Annotated in this window: 19 protein-coding genes; 15 read left to right on the forward strand and 4 right to left on the reverse strand. The window is 32.5% G+C overall.

Annotation, left to right across the window (positions count from 1 at the left end; genetic code table 11):
• Positions 1-52 precede the first annotated feature (52 nt).
• From secA to arsB, 7 genes are all read left to right on the forward strand, one after another.
• Positions 53-3,409 carry a preprotein translocase subunit SecA gene (gene secA / locus ABD715_RS09820; protein WP_344788027.1) on the forward strand — a complete coding sequence of 1,119 codons (3,357 nt, stop codon included), beginning with the start codon at positions 53-55 and terminating at the stop codon, positions 3,407-3,409.
• Positions 3,410-3,775: 366 nt separating this feature from the next.
• Positions 3,776-4,168: a hypothetical protein gene (locus tag ABD715_RS09825; protein ID WP_344788028.1), complete on the forward strand. Its 393-nt coding sequence runs from the start codon at positions 3,776-3,778 to the stop codon at positions 4,166-4,168.
• An 18-nt stretch (positions 4,169-4,186) separates the two neighbouring features.
• Positions 4,187-4,879: a hypothetical protein gene (locus ABD715_RS09830; protein WP_344788030.1), complete on the forward strand. Its 693-nt coding sequence runs from the start codon at positions 4,187-4,189 to the stop codon at positions 4,877-4,879.
• 97 nt (positions 4,880-4,976) lie between these two features.
• Complete coding sequence (locus tag ABD715_RS09835; RefSeq protein ID WP_344788031.1) at positions 4,977-5,309, forward strand: ArsR/SmtB family transcription factor; 333 nt, start codon at positions 4,977-4,979, stop codon at positions 5,307-5,309.
• 47 nt (positions 5,310-5,356) lie between these two features.
• A complete protein-coding gene (locus ABD715_RS09840) occupies positions 5,357-5,827 on the forward strand; it encodes a DUF6428 family protein (protein WP_344788033.1) in 471 nt (156 codons plus the stop codon).
• A 29-nt stretch (positions 5,828-5,856) separates the two neighbouring features.
• Complete coding sequence (locus ABD715_RS09845; RefSeq protein ID WP_344788034.1) at positions 5,857-6,486, forward strand: arsenate-mycothiol transferase ArsC; 630 nt, start codon at positions 5,857-5,859, stop codon at positions 6,484-6,486.
• Positions 6,487-6,490: 4 nt separating this feature from the next.
• Positions 6,491-7,537 (forward strand): ACR3 family arsenite efflux transporter, encoded by a 1,047-nt coding sequence (gene arsB / locus ABD715_RS09850; protein ID WP_344788035.1) that lies wholly within the window; start codon positions 6,491-6,493, stop codon positions 7,535-7,537.
• A 149-nt stretch (positions 7,538-7,686) separates the two neighbouring features.
• Here arsB and ABD715_RS09855 read toward each other — a convergent pair whose 3' ends face one another.
• Positions 7,687-7,998: a DUF202 domain-containing protein gene (locus tag ABD715_RS09855; RefSeq protein ID WP_344788036.1), complete on the reverse strand. Its 312-nt coding sequence runs from the start codon at positions 7,996-7,998 to the stop codon at positions 7,687-7,689.
• Positions 7,999-8,180: 182 nt separating this feature from the next.
• On the opposite strand from ABD715_RS09855, the gene ABD715_RS09860 reads away from it, so the two are divergent.
• Entirely contained in the window at positions 8,181-8,726 is a 546-nt protein-coding gene (locus tag ABD715_RS09860) for a DUF2911 domain-containing protein (RefSeq protein ID WP_344788037.1), read from the forward strand.
• Positions 8,727-8,803: 77 nt separating this feature from the next.
• Here ABD715_RS09860 and ABD715_RS09865 read toward each other — a convergent pair whose 3' ends face one another.
• Positions 8,804-9,433 carry a 7-carboxy-7-deazaguanine synthase QueE gene (locus tag ABD715_RS09865; RefSeq protein ID WP_344788038.1) on the reverse strand — a complete coding sequence of 210 codons (630 nt, stop codon included), beginning with the start codon at positions 9,431-9,433 and terminating at the stop codon, positions 8,804-8,806.
• Positions 9,434-9,537: 104 nt separating this feature from the next.
• Between ABD715_RS09865 and ABD715_RS09870 the strand changes: the two genes are divergently transcribed.
• The 7 genes from ABD715_RS09870 (at position 9,538) to ABD715_RS09900 (ending at position 16,239) form a co-directional block, all read left to right on the forward strand.
• Positions 9,538-11,094: a helicase HerA-like domain-containing protein gene (locus ABD715_RS09870; protein ID WP_344788039.1), complete on the forward strand. Its 1,557-nt coding sequence runs from the start codon at positions 9,538-9,540 to the stop codon at positions 11,092-11,094.
• Between the two features lie 25 nt (positions 11,095-11,119).
• The gene (locus tag ABD715_RS09875; protein ID WP_344788040.1) at positions 11,120-11,680 is read left to right on the forward strand and encodes a hypothetical protein; all 561 of its coding nucleotides are present in this window, start codon (positions 11,120-11,122) and stop codon (positions 11,678-11,680) included.
• Positions 11,681-11,682: 2 nt separating this feature from the next.
• Positions 11,683-12,666 (forward strand): YitT family protein, encoded by a 984-nt coding sequence (locus tag ABD715_RS09880; RefSeq protein ID WP_344788041.1) that lies wholly within the window; start codon positions 11,683-11,685, stop codon positions 12,664-12,666.
• An 8-nt stretch (positions 12,667-12,674) separates the two neighbouring features.
• Positions 12,675-13,043, forward strand: a complete 369-nt coding sequence (locus ABD715_RS09885) for a cupin domain-containing protein (protein ID WP_344788042.1) — start codon at positions 12,675-12,677, stop codon at positions 13,041-13,043.
• A gap of 2 nt (positions 13,044-13,045) precedes the next feature.
• Complete coding sequence (locus tag ABD715_RS09890; protein WP_344788043.1) at positions 13,046-13,873, forward strand: alpha/beta fold hydrolase; 828 nt, start codon at positions 13,046-13,048, stop codon at positions 13,871-13,873.
• A gap of 18 nt (positions 13,874-13,891) precedes the next feature.
• Positions 13,892-14,665: a 23S rRNA pseudouridine(2604) synthase RluF gene (gene rluF / locus ABD715_RS09895; RefSeq protein WP_344788044.1), complete on the forward strand. Its 774-nt coding sequence runs from the start codon at positions 13,892-13,894 to the stop codon at positions 14,663-14,665.
• 185 nt (positions 14,666-14,850) lie between these two features.
• Positions 14,851-16,239, forward strand: coding sequence for a glycoside hydrolase family 99 protein (locus ABD715_RS09900; RefSeq protein WP_344788046.1), 1,389 nt, complete (start codon positions 14,851-14,853; stop codon positions 16,237-16,239).
• A 68-nt stretch (positions 16,240-16,307) separates the two neighbouring features.
• Here ABD715_RS09900 and folD read toward each other — a convergent pair whose 3' ends face one another.
• A complete protein-coding gene (gene folD / locus ABD715_RS09905; RefSeq protein ID WP_344788047.1) occupies positions 16,308-17,189 on the reverse strand; it encodes a bifunctional methylenetetrahydrofolate dehydrogenase/methenyltetrahydrofolate cyclohydrolase FolD in 882 nt (293 codons plus the stop codon).
• Between the two features lie 62 nt (positions 17,190-17,251).
• Positions 17,252-18,580: a signal recognition particle protein gene (gene ffh, locus ABD715_RS09910; protein WP_344788048.1), complete on the reverse strand. Its 1,329-nt coding sequence runs from the start codon at positions 18,578-18,580 to the stop codon at positions 17,252-17,254.
• Between the last annotated feature and the right edge of the window lie 130 nt (positions 18,581-18,710).

Raw genomic sequence — 18,710 nt, forward strand, 5'->3', positions numbered from 1 at the left:
TTTAACATAAAATACTAGGCCTAGGTCTAGACTAAACATAAACATATACCACATGAGTTTTTTAGATTCGGTTTTAAAAGTATTTGTAGGAGACAAATCGAAACAAGACGTAAAAGCAATTACTCCACTTGTTAAGAAAGTTAAAACCTTTGAAGCAGCTTTAGAAGCGCTATCGCATGACCAATTAAGAGCAAAAACAACTGAGTTTAAAGCCAAAATTACTGAAGCTACCAAAAGCATAGACGCCCAAATAGCCAACCTTTTAGAAGAAGCCGATAATACGGAGGATATTGACAGACGTGAAGATATTTACCTTGAAGTTGATAAATTAAAAGATGATGCCTATGCTGTTACAGAAGGGGTTTTAAACGACATTTTACCTGAAGCTTTTGCTGTTGTTAAAGAAACAGCAAAGCGCTTTACAAACAACACAGCTATTACAGTTACCGCAAGTACTTACGATAGAGAATTATCTGGAACTAAAGACTACATAACGCTTGATGGCGAAAATGCAACTTGGGCAAACTCTTGGGATGCAGCAGGAAAACCTATTACCTGGGACATGGTACATTACGATGTACAGTTAATTGGTGGTATTGCTATGCACCAAGGTAAAATTGCAGAGATGCATACAGGTGAAGGTAAAACCTTAGTGGCTACTTTGCCTGTGTATTTAAATGCGCTTTCTGGTCGTGGTGTACACCTTGTAACAGTTAACGACTATTTGGCAAAACGTGATAGCGCATGGATGGCGCCAATTTTTGAGTTTCATGGTTTAAGTGTAGATTGTATTGATTACCACCAACCAAACTCTGACGCACGTAAAAAAGCTTACAATGCCGATATTACTTATGGAACCAACAACGAGTTTGGTTTTGATTACTTACGCGATAACATGGCGCACTCGCCAGACGATTTAGTGCAACGCCCACACCACTACGCTATTGTAGATGAAGTCGATTCTGTTTTGGTTGATGATGCACGTACACCGTTAATTATTTCTGGACCTATACCTCAAGGCGATCATCACGAGTTTACAGCACTTAAACCAAAGGTAGACGATATTGTATCTGTACAACGCAAATACTTAACTGGAGTTTTAGCCGAAGCTAAAAAATTAATTAAAGAAGGAGATACTAAAGAAGGTGGTTTTAAATTATTACGCGTTTATCGTGGTATTCCTAAAAATAAAGCGCTTATTAAGTTTTTAAGTGAAGAGGGGGTAAAAATGCTACTTCAAAAAACCGAAAACTTTTACATGCAAGATAACAACCGCGAAATGCCAAAAATTGATGCGGAACTTTACTATGTAATTGAAGAAAAAAATAACCAAATAGAACTTACAGACAAAGGTATAGAATACATTTCTGGAAAAGACAACCCAGACTTTTTTGTTATGCCAGAAATAGGTATTGAGGTTGCAAAAATAGAAGAGCAAGGTTTATCTAGCGAAGAAGAAGCTAATTTAAAAGAAGAATTATTTAAAGAGTTTGGTGTAAAATCTGAACGTATACATACTTTAAACCAATTATTAAAAGCTTATGCTTTATTTGAAAAAGACACACAATATGTGGTGATGGATAATAAAGTAATGATTGTAGACGAGCAAACGGGGCGTATTATGGACGGGCGTCGTTACTCTGACGGTTTACACCAAGCCATTGAAGCTAAAGAAAACGTAAAAATTGAAGATGCAACGCAAACATTTGCTACTGTAACTCTTCAAAATTACTTTAGAATGTACCGAAAACTATCTGGTATGACAGGTACTGCGGTTACAGAAGCTGGTGAATTTTGGGAAATTTACAAACTAGATGTCGTAGAAATTCCAACAAATAGACCTATTGCTAGAGACGATAAAGAAGATTTAGTTTATAAAACTAAACGCGAAAAATACAACGCTGTTATAGATGATGTTACCAAACTATCGCAAGCTGGTAGACCTGTACTTATTGGTACTACATCTGTAGAAATATCTGAGCTGCTTGGTAAAATGCTTAGTATTCGTAAAATACCTCACAATGTATTAAATGCGAAGCAACACAAAAAAGAGGCCGATATTGTAGACCAAGCAGGCAAATCTGGACAGGTAACTATTGCAACTAATATGGCTGGTCGTGGTACCGATATTAAATTAAGCGACGAGGTTAAAAAAGCTGGCGGTTTAGCCATTGTTGGTACAGAGCGTCACGATTCGCGTCGTGTAGATAGACAGTTACGTGGTCGTGCTGGACGTCAGGGAGATGTTGGTAGCTCTCAATTCTACGTATCGCTTGAAGACAATTTAATGCGATTATTTGGATCTGAGCGTATTGCTAAAATGATGGATAGAATGGGATTAAAAGAAGGTGAAGTAATTCAGCACTCTATGATTTCTAAATCTATTGAGCGAGCACAGAAAAAAGTGGAAGAAAATAACTTTGGTGTGCGTAAGCGATTATTAGAATATGATGATGTAATGAATGCACAACGTGAAGTTGTATACAAACGTCGCCATCATGCCTTATTTGGAGAACGCCTTCGTGTAGATTTAGCTAATATGATTTTCGATACCTCTGAAGGTATTGCAGAAACAAATAAAGCTGCCGGAGATTATAAAAACTTAGAGTTCGAATTAATTCGCTACTTCTCTATGAGCGCCCCTATTACCGAAGCTGAATTTGGTAAACTTTCTGCTCAAGATATTACTGCAAAAATATACAAAACTGCATTTGCTCACTATAACGATAAAATGGCTAAGAATGCAGATATAGCATTCCCTGTTATTAAAAATGTTTACGAAACACAGCGCGATAAATTTAAGCGTATAGTAGTACCTTTTACAGATGGTGTTAAAAGCTTAAATGTAGTTACAGACCTTGAAAAAGCATACGAAACTAATGGTAAACAATTGATTACCGATTTTGAAAAAAACATTACACTTGCCATTATAGATGATGCTTGGAAAACACATTTACGTAAAATGGACGAGTTAAAACAGTCTGTACAATTAGCTGTACACGAACAAAAAGACCCGCTATTAATTTATAAATTTGAAGCTTTCGAATTATTTAAAGCCACAATAGACCAAGTAAACAAAGATGTAATTTCGTTTTTATTTAAAGGTGAATTACCTCAAGAAACTCAAGACACTATTCAAGAAGCACGAGAGGTTCGCAAAAAAGAAAATCTTCAAACGCAAAAAGACGAAATACCTAATCTAGACGAGCGTTCTGCTCAAAACAGAGCTGCTAGTAATACACAACAGCAACAACAAGTAGTAGAAACCATTGTTCGCGACCAACCAAAAATTGGACGTAACGATCGTGTTACTATTAAAAATGTAATAAACGGTGAAAATAAAACTGTAAAGTTTAAACAAGCAGAACCACTAATTGCTAAAGGCGAATGGGTTTTGGTTGAACAATAATTATGTTTTTTTACTAAAATAAAATACCTAAAAAATCCTGATATTTATATCAGGATTTTTTTATTTAAAAACACGTATCCAATATATATTATTAACATTTCTATTACTTTCTTGTAGCAATAGCAATGGTATAGAAAATTAAATTACAACTGTTTATAGAGGCACAAACCCTAATAAACAATGCGCCGATAACACTTATTAAAAGCTAACGATTTTAAATACTAACAACCACATTAATTTTAAAAATTATAATAGGCAAAACAAAACCGCAATACACTAAATACAATTAATTTATTTTAAGATTTTTCCATTTAAAATGTAAGAAAAACTAATTACATTTACAGTGTATTAATAATGCATCATTCTATGAAAAACTTAAAACAAAAAAAAGCACGATACTTTTTAACTTTTTTAATACTAGCTCTTTTTAGTTGTAATTTTAGTAAAGAAACATTTATAATTGAAGAGGTAAACATAGCTTCCGATAAAGTAACTAATTCCAAACCAAAATTTAAGATTACAAAATCTGGAATGCATTATTCTTATTCTACAAAATCTAAAGGAGAATTACGAGATGTAACCATACGCTTTAATAACGAGTCTCTAACAGACATTCTAAAAAAATTAGAATACCCATACCAAGAAACCACACTAAGGCAAAATCCTTTTTTAAATATTAATTATTATAAAAAAGACACTACAAACGAGAACGCAGTAAACGAAATTATTTCTCAATTAAAAAAAACCTATAATTTGTAGCTTTATAAAGTACAAACCATGAGAAATACCCTTATAGCATTTTTATTAATACTAATTTCGAATGTTGTTTTTACTCAAACAAACAGCGCTACTACAACTACAGACAATTGGAAACAAAACAACTTTAATAAAAAAATCTACGCTTTTGTTGGCGAAAAAATTTATATCGAAAATTATATAAAACCTCAAGCTATAGAGGACTATAAAATTAATGTATCTGAGGGAGACACCCTAAGAAAAACATTTATACAAATGGATTATGGATACAAAGCAAAATATAAAGTCATTAAAAATATTAATAATGAAATAAAAGCTAGTGAAGTTGAATTTATAGCCTTTGATCATCATGGTATACCTCCTTTTTCTAAAGGTAAAAACGCATTACTTTTTCTTATTAAAGAAAATGAGAAATTCTACCATTGCAAATACCAATATTTTGAAGTTTTTAAAACCTCTGATAATAAATGGGCAGGAATTTACGATAAAATTAAATACAAGAATACTACAATTAAACCAGTAAAAATTGATTTTAAAGCAGATGTAACGATTATACTAAACGACTATTTAAAAAAGCATCGCTACTTTTTATTTCCTAAAAAATACTTTAAACATATAGACAACAAAGTTGTTACTAACTACGGAAACTATGTAGAAGACTTATTCTCTATTAAAAAAGAAGGCATCCTAAAAGCAAGAGGTTACTTTAAATAAAGTACTTTTTTTAGTTAAAATTACTTAAAAAATAATAAAATGACTTTGCAGATAAAAACATTAATCGTAATATTGCAATGTAATAATTAAAACAACTATGGGATTAGCGAAAACAGAAATGTTTACAGACCAACAAAATAAAATTGCACTTTTTGCAAAAGTATTTGGTCATCCTGCTCGTGTTTCTATTTTACAGCATTTATTTAAAATAGACTCTTGCGTTTGTGGCGATTTAGTTAACGAAATAGGCTTGGCTCAGCCCACCATTTCGCAACATTTAAAAGAGCTTAAACACTTAGGTTTAATAAAAGGAAACGTAGAAGGCACAAGCGTTTGCTACTGTATAGATAAAGAAAATTGGATAGTAATGAAAACTATTATGTCTGAGTTTCTTAACCAAGACATAACAAAAACACAAGATTGTTGTTAAAAAATTTAAATTCATTAATCGTATTATTGCAATAAACAAATGTAGTTATGAAATTATCAGAAGTAAAATTAGTTTTAAACAAATTAGAAACCATAGGTTTTCAATTACCTAATGGAGAATTAGTGCCTAATCATTTTCACGTTACAGAAGTTGGTAAAATTACTAAACATTTTATTGATTGTGGAGGTACAGTAAGAAACGAAGAAGTAGCCAACTTCCAACTTTGGAATGCTAATGATTACGATCACCGATTACATCCAGAAAAGTTACTTAGCATTATTGAGATTTCAGAAAGCGTTTTAAAAATTGAAGATTTAGAGATAGAAGTAGAATACCAAGCAGATACCATTGGAAAATTCGGCCTTGATTTTGATGGTAAAAACTTTTTATTAACCTCCAAACAAACAGACTGCTTAGCAAAAGATAAATGTGGCATTCCTGAAGAAAAACAAAAACTACAATTTTCTGAAATACAGGCAACCGGAAACTCTTGCACACCTGGCGGTGGCTGTTGTTAACTAACCCCCTTATTATATAATAAATAAAGATGAAAGCAACACAAACCATGTTATTTACACAAATAGAAGACGTAATTAAAAGTTTAGACACAAAAACTATAACAGAAGAGCGCAAAGCTATTTTACAACCTTTAATAGATTACATACAAAGTAAAGCATCAACAAATCAAAGCATTAGAATTAACTTTATTTGCACTCACAATTCGAGAAGAAGTCACTTATCTCAAATTTGGGCGCAAACCATGGCTAATTATTTTAATATAAAAAATGTATTTACTTATTCTGGAGGCACAGAAGCTACTGCTCTTTTCCCTATGGTTGCAGAAACTTTAAAAAATAATGGTTTTCTGGTTAAAACGATATCTGAAGGTAACAACCCTGTATACAGCATTAAATATACAGATAACGAGCACCCAATTATTGGTTTTTCTAAAAAATTGGATGATGATTTTAATCCGAAATCTGAATTTGCAGCTGTTATGACATGCTCTCAAGCCGATGGAGGATGCCCATTTATTGCTGGCGCTGAAAAACGTACACCTATTACTTTTGAAGACCCTAAGGCATTCGATAATACGCCACAACAAGCCGAAAAATATAACGAAAGAAGCATACAAATTGCTACCGAATTGTTTTATATTTTTTCTTTGATAAATTAAAGTTATGGCTGCAAAAAAATTAAGTTTTTTAGATAGAAACCTTACCCTTTGGATTTTTGTTGCTATGGCTATTGGTGTAGGTTTGGGGTACTTTATACCAACATTTCCAGATACTATAAACTCTTTTAGCAGTGGTGCTACAAACATACCTATTGCTATTGGTTTAATTTTAATGATGTATCCGCCACTAGCAAAAGTTAATTATGCCCTTTTACCTAAAGTATTTAGAAACACAAAAATACTATCTATATCGCTTATTTTAAATTGGATAATTGGCCCAGTATTAATGTTTATTCTAGCCATTACCTTTTTACGCGATTACCCAGAATATATGGTTGGGCTCATTTTAATTGGTTTAGCACGTTGTATAGCTATGGTTTTAGTTTGGAACGATCTAGCAGAAGGCAGTAGCGAATATGGCGCAGGACTTGTGGCTTTAAATAGTATTTTTCAAGTGTTTGCATACAGCTTTTATGCATGGATTTTTATAACCGTACTTCCTCCATATTTTGGTTTTGAAGGTGCTATTGTAGATATTTCTATTGCCACAATAGCAGAAAGTGTTGCTATTTATTTAGGCTTGCCTTTTGTTCTTGGTATTTTAAGCAGACTTATTTTAGTAAAATTAAAAGGCGAAAAATGGTATACAGAAAAATTTATTCCTGCCATTTCTCCTTTAACCTTAATTGCATTATTATTTACAATTGTAGTGATGTTTTCTTTAAAAGGCGAACTTATTGTAGAAATACCTATGGATGTATTAATTATAGCTATACCACTACTTATTTACTTTTCTTTAATGTTTATTATTGGTTTCTTTTTTACTAAAGCAACAGGTGCAGAATACGATAAAACTGCTGCTGTAGCATTTACTGCTGCTGGCAATAATTTTGAATTAGCTATTGCTGTAGCCATTGCTGTTTTCGGTTTAAATTCTGGGCAAGCTTTTACAGGTGTTATTGGTCCGTTAGTAGAAGTTCCTGCTTTAATTTTACTAGTTCGAGTATCTTTTTGGTTAAAGAAAAAATATTATAAACCATCCATAACGTAGCATAATATCATATATTATTTACACTTTTAGTTTTTTGTAATTTATAAAAAACTATAAAAAAACAGCGATTTAGAAACCATTCTAAAATCGCTGTTTAGCTTTAATTACAAATAATATTTTTAGTAGTTTATACTACTACTGTTAATCTCCTACTTATCACCATCATCTTCAGACATGTAATACAGTTTCTTTAAGCTTTTTTTAAGGAGTCTAAATCTAAACACACCAATTACAAAAAACACTACACAAAATATTAAAGATAGCAGAGCTAAATATTTAAAATTAGGAAAATCTTTTAATTGAAAGAAGCCAATACTACCCAATAGCAAATATAAAGACGATCTAATATAAGACAGTAATGTACGCTCGTTAGCCAAACGTGTACGCTCTATAGCTAAATAATCTCTTAGTATAACTTGTTTGTCGGGTTTAAAATCTCTTCCAAAACTTAAAAGCTTCATTTTATATCAATTTTAATTCATTATAAAAATACATTTTTAAAAGTAAAACAAAGACCTGCGGGTCATCATTTAAAAAATCTAAATAAAATAAACTGTAAACTTTAACAGTCTGTTCCGACTTTTATAAAAACTTTAAGACAAATTCATCTTAACTTTAAAACTTATTAAATTTAAAATTCATTATGAAAAAATCAACATTTCTATCAACTATCGCTTTTACATTTATAATGCTTTTAGCAACCAATGTAAATGCTCAAAAATTTGCTAAATTAGATAAAAGCCCGTTAGACGCTTCTAGTTTTCCTGCGAGTTACAAAGATGCAAACAAACAAATAAAAGTAGTATATGGCAGACCTTTTTTAAAGGGAAGATCTTTAAACGATTTAGCACCAAATGGCAAAGTTTGGAGAACAGGTGCTAACGAGGCTCCTTACATTACATTATATAATGATATGAAAATTGGAGGTAAAAACGTTAAAGCTGGAAACTACTCGTTATTTACTATTCCTGGAGAAAAAGAATGGACTATTATTTTAAGTACAGATATTAACGTTTGGGGTGCTTATTCTTATAACGAAGCTAACGATGTCGTTAGAGTTAAAGCCCCTGTTACTGCTGGAGACGAATCTATAGAAAACTTTTCTATTGCTTTTACAGAAGCTAACGGAGGAGCAAACATGCATTTAGCTTGGGGAACAACTAGAGTTGTTGTGCCTTTTACAAAATAGTTTGTCTTACAATAACTAAAAAGGGTTTGATAGTAAGCTTACTATTAAACCCTTTTTAGTTAATTATAGTATTTAACTTAAGGAATATTTAAATATTTATGAGTTTGTAACGACACTTTCCACTTTGGATTTGCCATAACATAATCTACAATTTCTGGCACCACTTTATCTCGTTTACTCCACTCTGGTTGTAAGTATAAAATACAGTCCTTATTTACCTTTTCTGCTTGCTCTTCCGCAAAGCGAAAATCGTCATTATTATAAACTATAACTTTAAGCTCGTTAGCGTTTTCGTAAACTTCTTTTGTTGGCAGCTTTAGCTTTTTTGGCGATAAACAAATCCAATCCCAAGTACCGGTTAACTTATACGCGCCAGAGGTTTCAATATGCACTTGCATACCTTCGGCTTTTAGCAAACTAGTTATAGTTGTCATGTCCCAAGTTAAGGGTTCGCCACCAGTTATTACAATGGTATCGCTATATTTTTTTGCACTTTCTACTATCTTTTTAGTTTCTGTTGGTGGATGTAAATTAGCATTCCAACTTTCTTTAACATCGCACCAATGGCAACCTACATCGCATCCTCCTACTCTAATAAAATAAGCTGCGGTTCCTTTATGAAACCCTTCGCCTTGAATGGTATAAAACTCTTCCATTAACGGAAGCATTTCACCTTTATTAACTAATTCCTGTATCTCTTTATTCATAAGTTTGCAAAGATAAGCGTTTGCTTTCTAATTGTTGATAGTTTTATGTGGGCTTCTTTTTTACTTTCAGCTAGAAAACATATTTTTATAAAAAATTATAAGGCATGAGCATTAAGGACAAATTTTTAAAGGATATAACAGAAGGGAATACAACTAAAGGAGACTTTATACCGGTTGGTGCTGCCATGCTCGATGGAGAAACCATTACAGGAGCACATGTTAAAATCCCTTTAAAAACAATGAATCGTCATGGCTTAATTGCTGGAGCTACAGGTACTGGAAAAACAAAATCGTTACAAGTTTTGGCAGAAAACTTAAGCGATAAAGGTATACCGGTTTTACTAATGGATATTAAAGGTGATTTAAGCGGATTAGCTCAACCAAGTCCTGGACATGTAAAAATTGATGAACGCCATAAAAAAATTGGACTTCCGTTTGAAGCCAAAAAATTCCCTGTAGAGGTTTTAACACTATCAGAACAAGATGGCGTTAGGCTAAGAGCTACGGTTAGTGAATTTGGACCTGTTTTATTATCTAGAATTTTAGATTTAACCGATACCCAATCTGGCGTTGTTGCTGTTATTTTTCAATATTGCGACGACAACAAAATGCCTGTTCTCGATTTAAAAGATTTTAAGAAAATTTTACAGTATGCTACTCAAGAAGGCAAAGCCGAATTTACTGAAGCCTATGGCAGAATATCTACAGCATCTACAGGTGCTATTTTACGTAAAGTAATAGAGTTAGAACAACAAGGTGCTGATTTGTTTTTTGGAGAAACCTCTTTTGAAGTAGATGATTTATTACGAATTGATGATGATGGTCGAGGTTATATTAATATACTTAGATTAACAGACATACAAGATAGACCTAAATTATTCTCTACATTTATGTTAAGTTTATTAGCAGAAATTTATTCGACATTTCCTGAACAAGGAGATAGCGACAGACCTGAACTAATTATATTTATAGACGAAGCACATTTAATATTTAAAGAAGCATCTAAAGCTTTATTAAATCAAATTGAAAGTATTGTAAAATTAATACGTAGTAAAGGTGTAGGTTTATACTTTGTAACGCAAAACCCTACCGATGTTCCCGAAGAGGTACTTGGCCAGTTGGGGTTAAAAGTACAACATGCCCTAAGAGCATTTACTGCAAAAGACAGGAAAGCTATAAAATTAACAGCACAAAACTATCCAGATTCAGAATATTATAACACTACAGAAGTTTTAACCTCTCTAGGTATTGGAGAAGCTTTAGTTTCTGCTTTAGATGAAAAAGGACGCCCAACACCTCTTGCAGCAACCATGATGCGTGCTCCTATGAGTAGAATGGATGTACTTACAGATTTAGAGTTAAGCAAACTATTAGCAACCTCTAAACTTGTTAAAAAATACAATGAAGAAATTGATAGAGAAAGTGCTTACGAAATGCTAAATAAAAAAATAAAGCAAGCCGAAGCAGATGAAGCTAAAGAAAAAGCTAAAAAAGAACAAGAAGCGCTAAAAAAAGCAGAATCTAAAAAGAAAGCAACCTCAACAAAAAAACGTCGCTCTAGTTCTAGCACAAGAATGAATCCTATAGTTAAAGTACTTACCAGTGCTACTTTTATACGCAGTGTTTTTGGTATTTTAACCAAAGTAATGAAAAACAGATAGTAACAAATAATTATACGCTCTAAATATGCACAAACCAATTTTCAGTCTTTTAATAGCTTCTATAGTATTAGTTGGCTGTAATAAAGCACAAGATCCTTTTCAAATAAGTAAGCAAAACGTTGGTTTATTAACCGACTCTACACAAGTAAAAGATCTAAAAAACATATACCCAAACGACTCTATTGTAAAATTTATTGCTGGCGACGAGTTTTCTGGAAATATTAACGATATACAAGTTTTTGAAAAAGGAGGCAGCAAATTACTTACACTTACACCAAAACAAGCCTTAGATTCTACATCGTATATAAAAGACGTTCAAATTATAGACCCTCGTTTTAAAACAGACAAAAACATATCGACACTAAGTACTTTTAAAGATATTGCTGCTAGTTATAAAATATCTAGAATTAGTAACTTAATAAACTCTATTGTTGTAGCTGTAGACCAAATAAATACTTCTTTTATTATTGATAAAAAAGAATTGCCTGCAAGTTTACGTTTTGATATGAATTTAAAAATTGAAGCTGCTCATATTCCCGACACAGCTAAAATTAAATACTTTTTTATTAATTGGAATAAAAAATAAAAATGAATCCACTATTCTCAAAAATTTTAGTTGACATTGCGCGTAAAAGGCTTGAGAAAAAACAAGTTAATAACAAACCTGTAACTAAAAGGCAACTTGTACCGCTAGTAAGAGTTTTTCAAGTAGAGCTATCTCATGCCCTTAAAGAATATATTTTTATTGCCATTGGCGTATTCTCTGCTGGTTTTGGCCTAAAAGGTTTTCTTTTACCAAATCATTTTATAGATGGTGGTGCAACGGGTATTTCGTTATTATTGGAACACGTAACATCTATAAACCTAGGCTATTTATTGCTTTTAATCAATTTACCATTTATATATCTAGGATCTAAAACTATAGGTAAAAAATTTGCTATTAAAAGCATTATAGCCATTACACTTTTAGCCATTGTAGTTCACTTTGTAAACTACCCTACTATAACAGAAGACAAATTGCTTATTGCTGTTTTTGGTGGTTTCTTTTTAGGTCTTGGCATTGGTATGTCTATGCGTGGCGGTAGTGTTATAGATGGCACAGAGGTACTTGCTATTTATTTAGGCAGAAAACTATCGCTAACCATTGGAGACGTGTTACTACTTATAAACATAGTAATATTTTCTGTTGGTGCTTACATGCTATCTATAGAAACCGCTCTTTATGCTATACTCACCTATTTATCTGCTGCAAAAACAGTCGATTTTGTTGTAGATGGTGTAGAAGAGTATGTAGGTGTAACCATTATATCTAACAAACACGAAGAGTTACGTGTTATGCTTACAGAAAAATTACGTAGAGCTTGCACTATTTACGCAGGTAAAGGAGGTTTTGGTACCTACGGTGCTAGCTACGATAAAGATATTATTTACACCGTTGTTACCCGTTTAGAAATTGCCAAACTACAAACCGAAATCGATAAAATTGATAAAAAAGCCTTTATTATCATGGGTATTGTAAAAGATTTAAAAGGCGGAATGATAAAAAGAAAACCATTACAAGATCAGCATTAAAATAACATATGACTAAAAAAAAATACACCCTCCAAAATAATCCATTTGTAGTACCAACTAACGATGGTAAAGTAATTAAAGAACATTTTGGTATACCAACAACTGGTAATACAGATATGAGTTTGGCTTACATGACAGCACCTTCTGGTTGGAGCGAACCCTTTCAAACCCCAGAATTCGACGAGTATACTTTTATTATTAAGGGACAAAAGCAATTTATAATTGATGGCGAAACTGTAATTTTAAAAGCTGGCGAATCTATTAAAATTGAAAAAAATACACGTGTACAATACTCAAACCCTTTTAGCGAAGCTTGCGAATATATATCTATTTGTACTCCTGCCTTTTCTATAGATTTAGTAAATAGAGAAGATTAAATATGAAAGCATTTATCCCTAAGATTATAGGTTTTTTTATAAACCTTTTTGGTGTTTTCTCTTCTAAATATGCAGCTCAATTAGCCATAAGTTTATTCTCTTCTCCTAAAAAAGGAAACATAAAACCTAATGAAGCCGAGTATTTAAATGATGCTATTCACGAAAACATAGCATGCAATGATATTACAATAAAAACATACCGCTGGACTGGTAATAAAGAAACCATTTTACTTGCTCATGGATGGGAAAGTAATACCTATAGATGGAAAAAACTTATTAATATTTTAAAAGATTTAGATTATAACGTTATTGCTTTGGATGCACCTGCGCATGGCGACAGCACAGGAAAAATTTTTAATGCCCTAATATATGCCGAATGCATAAATAAGGTAGCAAAAAAATTTGAAGTTTCTACTATTATTGGGCATTCTGTTGGAGGTATGGCAACCGTTATTGCTTTGTATAACGCTCCTTTATCTTTTACAAATAAAATTGTTTTACTTGGCGCTCCTTCAAACTTTACGGGTGTATTTTCTAGATATAAAAACATGATGGGATATAGCCAAAAAGTTTCTTATGCTTTAGATCAATATATATTAAAAAACTTTAATCACCTTCCAGACTATTTTTCAACATCAAATTTCTCAAAAGAATTAAAGGCAAAAGGACTGGTTATTCATGATGAAGAAGATAAAATTATTCCGTTTCAAGATGGTTTAGATTTTAAATTAAACTATAGTAACGCTACATTTATTTCTACAAAAGGTTTTGGGCATGGTTTAAAATCAGATTCTATTTACAATCATATTATCCATTTTTTAAAGTCTTAATTATTGTACTTTTGCATTATGGAAGAACAATTAAAACGTATCAACAAATTTTTAAGTGAAGCTGGTTATTGCTCACGTCGTGCTGCCGATAAACTTATAGACGAAGGTCGTGTAACTATAAATGGTACCGTACCAGAAATGGGCACTAAAGTAGCTGCAAATGATGTTGTTGCTGTTGATGGCAAAGTAATTGGCGAAAAAAAAGAAGCCTTTGTTTATCTAGCTTTTAATAAACCCGTTGGTATTGTTTGTACTACAGACACACGTGTAGAAAAAGATAATATTATCGATTTTTTAAAATACCCAAAACGCATATTCCCTATAGGTAGACTAGATAAGCCAAGTGAAGGTTTAATTCTTTTAACCGATGATGGAGATATTGTAAATAAAATTCTTCGTGCTAGTAATAACCACGAAAAAGAATATATTGTTACTGTAGACAAACCTATTTCTCAAACATTTATAAATAGAATGTCTGGAGGTATACCTTTGGAAGAGTTAGGCAAAACCACTAAAAAATGTGAGGTAAAAAAAATAAACTCGCATACCTTTAGTATTATTTTAACTCAAGGACTAAACAGGCAAATACGTCGCATGTGCGAATATTTAACGTACGAAGTAGAAACCTTAAAACGTGTACGTATAATGAATGTTAAACTCGATATGCCTATTGGAGAATATAGAGAGCTTACTAAAGATGAGTTTAGCGAACTAAATAATTTAATTAGTAAATCGTCTAAAGAACACCTACCAAGCAAGCCTTTAAGAGCTAAAAAAAGATGGCATAACTAACTGTATTACAATATTTAAGTAATTAACTCACACATACAAGTAAGAATTAACGCTTACACAAAATACTCTTCATGGGTTAAAAATAACATTTCGACGATGCTTTTGGTTCGTTCACGACGAATAACATTTTGCAAAATAAATCCATATTAATTTTGCATCTAGTTAAAAACCAAAACCTTGACATCATGAAAGTAGCCTTAAAAAAAATAAGATGGCGCATAATCATCTTACTTTGTACTCTCCAAATAGTCTCTTGTGAAAAAGATTTAGAATTAGAAGAAAACGTTACTCTCTCCCCTCCCAACACACCGTTTCAAGTTACATCAGAAAACCAAACCTTTAACGACTCTATTTTAAAACAAGTCTTAGAAGAAGAATTTGATCTTATTCTGAGGCGTAAAAAAGGAACTGAATCTAGCAAAGAAATTTCTGGAATGGAAATAGACAAATCTAACCCTAAAAAGGTTTATGTACATTATTTACCTTGGTTTCAATCGAAACCATATGATGGATATTGGGGGCAACATTGGACAATGACCAACCGAAATCCAGACCATATTGATGCTTATGGTGTAAATGAAGTCGCTTCTTATTACAACCCATTAATCGGGCCTTATTCGTCATCAGATCCAGACTTACAAGAATACCATTTCTTATTAATGAAATTAGCAGGAGTTGATGGTGTTATTTTTGATTGGTATGGCAGCAGAAACATACACGATTACGGTTTAATAAAAAATGCCACCGAAACATTTATTTCTAAATTAGAAAATGTAGACTTAGATTTTTGTATAATGTATGAAGACAGGGTTGCTTACATGGACCAACCAGGAAACCTAAATACACCAGTTACAAGAGCTAAAGTAGATTTTAATTACATAAAAGATGTTTATTTTAATAGTGCCAATTACTTAGAATTTAATAACTCTAAATTGATATCTATATTTGGGCCTCATTATTTAACAAACGAAACTGATTGGAACGATATTTACAATGTTTTTTCTAACCAAGATCAACCCTCTTTAATATCGCTTTGGGGACTTAAAAACACTTTAGGAAACCATTTTAATGGTGAGTTTTTATGGGTTGCACCAGATCATTTATTGGCTCAAGATTATTATTACTCTACCTATGCCACAAACAACGATATTACCATTGGCTCTTCTTACCCTGGGTTTCATAGTTTTTATGAAGAAGGAGGCTGGAGCGATGGGATAAACAGTTGGGTTTTACCAAGAAATAACAGCTATACATTTATAGAAACTTTAAACAACTCTAGTTACGAGGATGCAGATTTTATTCAAATAATAACTTGGAACGATTTTGGAGAAGGCACCATGATAGAACCTACAACACAGTTTGGTTTTACTTATTTAAAACTATTACAAGAATACACGGGAGTATCGTATAACGAAAACGATTTATCGACTGTGGTACGCTTATATCAAGCTAGAAAAAAATACGCAAATAACTCTAGAGTTATGAGCTTATTGGATAATAGCTATGGTTATATGAAACAGTTAAGAATAAAACGAGTAAACAAAATTTTACAAGCAATAAATAGGTATTTTTAAATAAAAAAGCTCAGAGTTTAAATAAACTCTGAGCTTTTTACTTATATAACTTCTTTTAAAATCTTTTTTTAAACAGACATATGTCGCTCTCGTGCCAATAACGTATTTTTTAATAGCATAGCAATAGTCATAGGCCCTACACCTCCAGGAACTGGAGTAATATAACTTGCTTTTTGGCTCACACTCTCAAAATGAACATCGCCTGCAAGTCTGTAGCCATTCTTTTTTGTAGCATCTGGCACTCGTGTAATACCAACATCAATAATTACAACATCTTCTTTAACCATATCTCCTGTTAAAAACTCAGAAATACCAATAGCAGCAACAATTATATCTGCTTCTCTAGTTATATTTTCTAGATTTTTAGATCTACTATGCACAACAGTAACTGTAGCATCACCAGCTTTTCTTTTTTGGCTCATTAATATACTCATTGGTCTTCCAACAATATGGCTTCTACCTAAAACTACTACGTTTTTACCAGAAGTTTCTACTTGATACCTCTCTAACAATTCCATTATACCATATGGTGTTGCAGGTAAAAAGGTTGGCAAATCAAGAGCCATTCGGCCAACATTTGTTGGATGAAAACCATCGACATCCTTATCTGGATTTACAGCCATTAAAACTTTTTGCTCGTCTATTTGATCTGGCAAAGGTAACTGTACTATAAAACCATCAATATCATCATTGGTATTTAATCCATTTATTTTCTCCAGCAATTCTGCTTCAGTAGTATACTCTGGTAATTCTATTAATGTCGAGTTAAAACCAATACGTTCACAGGCTTTTACTTTTGCATTTACATACGTCATACTCGCACCATCTGTACCTACTAAAATAGCAGCTAAATGGGGTACTTTCTCTCCCTTAGCAACCATAGACTCTACATGCTTAGCTATTTCGTCTTTAATATCGTTACTTACTTTTTTACCGTCTAAAATTGTCATATTCTTTTAGCTTTTTGGCTATTAGTTTTTAGCAAAAATTTAATGTTTATTTTAATTTAAAACTACCTCATCCCTTTCATCATCTGCATCATCTTTTTACCTCCACCGCCTTGCATCATCTTCATCATTTTGCTCATTTGGTTAAATTGCTTTAAAAGTTGATTAACTTGCTGTACAGATGTTCCAGATCCTTTACCTATGCGTTTTTTTCTACTTGCATTTATAACAGAAGGGTTTGTTCTTTCTAAGGGCGTCATTGAGTGAATAATAGCTTCAATACCCTTAAAAGCATCGTCATCAATATCTACATCTTTCAACATTTTTCCTGCTCCGGGAATCATTCCCATAAGGTCCTTCATGTTACCCATTTTCTTAATTTGCTGAATTTGCTTTAAGAAATCGTCGAAACCAAATTGATTTTTAGCTATTTTCTTTTGAAGTTTTCTAGCCTCTACTTCGTCAAATTGTTCTTGGGCACGTTCTACTAAAGATACAACATCTCCCATTCCAAGAATACGATCTGCCATACGTGATGGGTAGAAAACATCGATAGCTTCCATTTTCTCGCCAGTACCAATAAATTTAATTGGTTTGTCTACTACAGATTTAATTGATATTGCAGCACCACCTCTGGTATCTCCATCTAATTTAGTAAGAATTACACCATCAAAATTTAAAATATCGTTAAAGGCTTTAGCTGTGTTTACTGCATCTTGCCCTGTCATAGAATCTACAACAAATAATGTTTCTTGTGGTTTTATGGCTTTATGAATGTTCGATATTTCGGTCATCATGGCCTCGTCTACTGCTAAACGACCAGCGGTATCTATAATAACAACGTTATGTCCGTTTGCTTTTGCATGTGCTATACCTGCTTGCGATATTGCAACAGGATCTGTGTTACCTCTATCACTAAAAACTTCTACTCCTATTTGTTCTCCAACTACGTGTAATTGATCTACCGCTGCTGGACGATAAACATCACAAGCTACCAATAAAGGCTTTTTTGTTTTTTTGTTTTTAAGATAGTTAGCTAATTTACCAGAAAATGTGGTTTTACCAGACCCCTGTAAACCAGACATTAATATAACACTTGGCGCACCAGAAAGGTTTATACCTTCTACATCGCCTCCCATTAATTCGGTTAATTCGTCTTTAACGATTTTAACCATAAGTTGTCCTGGCTGTAATGTAGTTAATACATCTTGGCCAAGCGCTTTTTCTTTAACTCGGGTTGTAAAACTTTTAGCTATTTTAAAGTTAACATCGGCATCTAGTAATGCTCTACGCACTTCTTTTAAGGTTTCGGCAACGTTTACTTCTGTAATACTTCCGTGCCCTTTTAAAACGTGTAACGCCTTATCTAACTTATCGCTTAAATTATTAAACATAGTTTTATTGAAATTTTAAGAAATGCAAATTTAGTGATTTGAAGTGTATTATAGAAGTATAGCATTATAAAAAATGTAAACAAAAAAAGAGCTGTTAAAACATTTATTTTAACAGCTCTTATAAAGGCTA

The organism is Postechiella marina (assembly GCF_039538365.1).
GTDB classification, from domain to species: Bacteria; Bacteroidota; Bacteroidia; order Flavobacteriales; family Flavobacteriaceae; genus Postechiella; species Postechiella marina.

What these genes read in the sequence shown, in the direction of transcription:
- secA (WP_344788027.1), top strand. Translation starts at nt 53, where the DNA reads ATGAGTTTTTTAGATTCGGTTTTAAAAGTATTTGTAGGAGACAAATCG.
- ABD715_RS09825 (WP_344788028.1), top strand. Translation starts at nt 3,776, where the DNA reads ATGAAAAACTTAAAACAAAAAAAAGCACGATACTTTTTAACTTTTTTA.
- ABD715_RS09830 (WP_344788030.1), top strand. Translation starts at nt 4,187, where the DNA reads ATGAGAAATACCCTTATAGCATTTTTATTAATACTAATTTCGAATGTT.
- ABD715_RS09835 (WP_344788031.1), top strand. Translation starts at nt 4,977, where the DNA reads ATGGGATTAGCGAAAACAGAAATGTTTACAGACCAACAAAATAAAATT.
- ABD715_RS09840 (WP_344788033.1), top strand. Translation starts at nt 5,357, where the DNA reads ATGAAATTATCAGAAGTAAAATTAGTTTTAAACAAATTAGAAACCATA.
- ABD715_RS09845 (WP_344788034.1), top strand. Translation starts at nt 5,857, where the DNA reads ATGAAAGCAACACAAACCATGTTATTTACACAAATAGAAGACGTAATT.
- arsB (WP_344788035.1), top strand. Translation starts at nt 6,491, where the DNA reads ATGGCTGCAAAAAAATTAAGTTTTTTAGATAGAAACCTTACCCTTTGG.
- ABD715_RS09855 (WP_344788036.1), bottom strand. Translation starts at nt 7,998, where the DNA reads ATGAAGCTTTTAAGTTTTGGAAGAGATTTTAAACCCGACAAACAAGTT.
- ABD715_RS09860 (WP_344788037.1), top strand. Translation starts at nt 8,181, where the DNA reads ATGAAAAAATCAACATTTCTATCAACTATCGCTTTTACATTTATAATG.
- ABD715_RS09865 (WP_344788038.1), bottom strand. Translation starts at nt 9,433, where the DNA reads ATGAATAAAGAGATACAGGAATTAGTTAATAAAGGTGAAATGCTTCCG.
- ABD715_RS09870 (WP_344788039.1), top strand. Translation starts at nt 9,538, where the DNA reads ATGAGCATTAAGGACAAATTTTTAAAGGATATAACAGAAGGGAATACA.
- ABD715_RS09875 (WP_344788040.1), top strand. Translation starts at nt 11,120, where the DNA reads ATGCACAAACCAATTTTCAGTCTTTTAATAGCTTCTATAGTATTAGTT.
- ABD715_RS09880 (WP_344788041.1), top strand. Translation starts at nt 11,683, where the DNA reads ATGAATCCACTATTCTCAAAAATTTTAGTTGACATTGCGCGTAAAAGG.
- ABD715_RS09885 (WP_344788042.1), top strand. Translation starts at nt 12,675, where the DNA reads ATGACTAAAAAAAAATACACCCTCCAAAATAATCCATTTGTAGTACCA.
- ABD715_RS09890 (WP_344788043.1), top strand. Translation starts at nt 13,046, where the DNA reads ATGAAAGCATTTATCCCTAAGATTATAGGTTTTTTTATAAACCTTTTT.
- rluF (WP_344788044.1), top strand. Translation starts at nt 13,892, where the DNA reads ATGGAAGAACAATTAAAACGTATCAACAAATTTTTAAGTGAAGCTGGT.
- ABD715_RS09900 (WP_344788046.1), top strand. Translation starts at nt 14,851, where the DNA reads ATGAAAGTAGCCTTAAAAAAAATAAGATGGCGCATAATCATCTTACTT.
- folD (WP_344788047.1), bottom strand. Translation starts at nt 17,189, where the DNA reads ATGACAATTTTAGACGGTAAAAAAGTAAGTAACGATATTAAAGACGAA.
- ffh (WP_344788048.1), bottom strand. Translation starts at nt 18,580, where the DNA reads ATGTTTAATAATTTAAGCGATAAGTTAGATAAGGCGTTACACGTTTTA.